Consider the following 428-nt stretch of genomic DNA (forward strand, 5'->3'; position numbering starts at 1 on the left):
GGGTTGGGGATGGGGACTCGACGTTGATGGCGAAGAAAAGACTGACCCCCCTCGCCCGCAACCTGCGCAACGCGCCGACCGAAGCCGAGCACCGCCTCTGGCAACACCTGCGCGCCAGCCAACTGGAAGGCGCGAAGTTCACCCGCCAGCACCCCATCAGCAACTTCATCGCCGACTTCGCCTGCCGGAGCCTGCGCCTCGCCATCGAACTCGACGGCGGGCAGCACGCGGACAGCCCCACCGACGCGAACCGCACGCGCATCATCGAAGCCCACGGCTACCGCGTGATCCGCTTCTGGAACAACGAGGTGCTCGGCAACATCGACGGGGTGCTGACGGTGATCGCCGAGGAAATCGCCATCGCAAGGAATGAACGCTGACAAGCCCCCCTTCCCTTGATGGAAGGGGCTGGGGGATGGGTGTACGAC

Annotated in this window: 1 protein-coding gene; it reads left to right on the plus strand. The window is 65.7% G+C overall.

Features of this window, described 5'->3' with window-relative positions:
* On the plus strand, positions 1-380 hold a 380-nt coding region (locus AX692_RS07550), incomplete at its 5' end, for an endonuclease domain-containing protein (RefSeq protein ID WP_330997577.1).
* Between the last annotated feature and the right edge of the window lie 48 nt (positions 381-428).

The organism is Erythrobacter donghaensis (assembly GCF_001557325.1).
GTDB classification, from domain to species: Bacteria; Pseudomonadota; Alphaproteobacteria; order Sphingomonadales; family Sphingomonadaceae; genus Erythrobacter; species Erythrobacter donghaensis_B.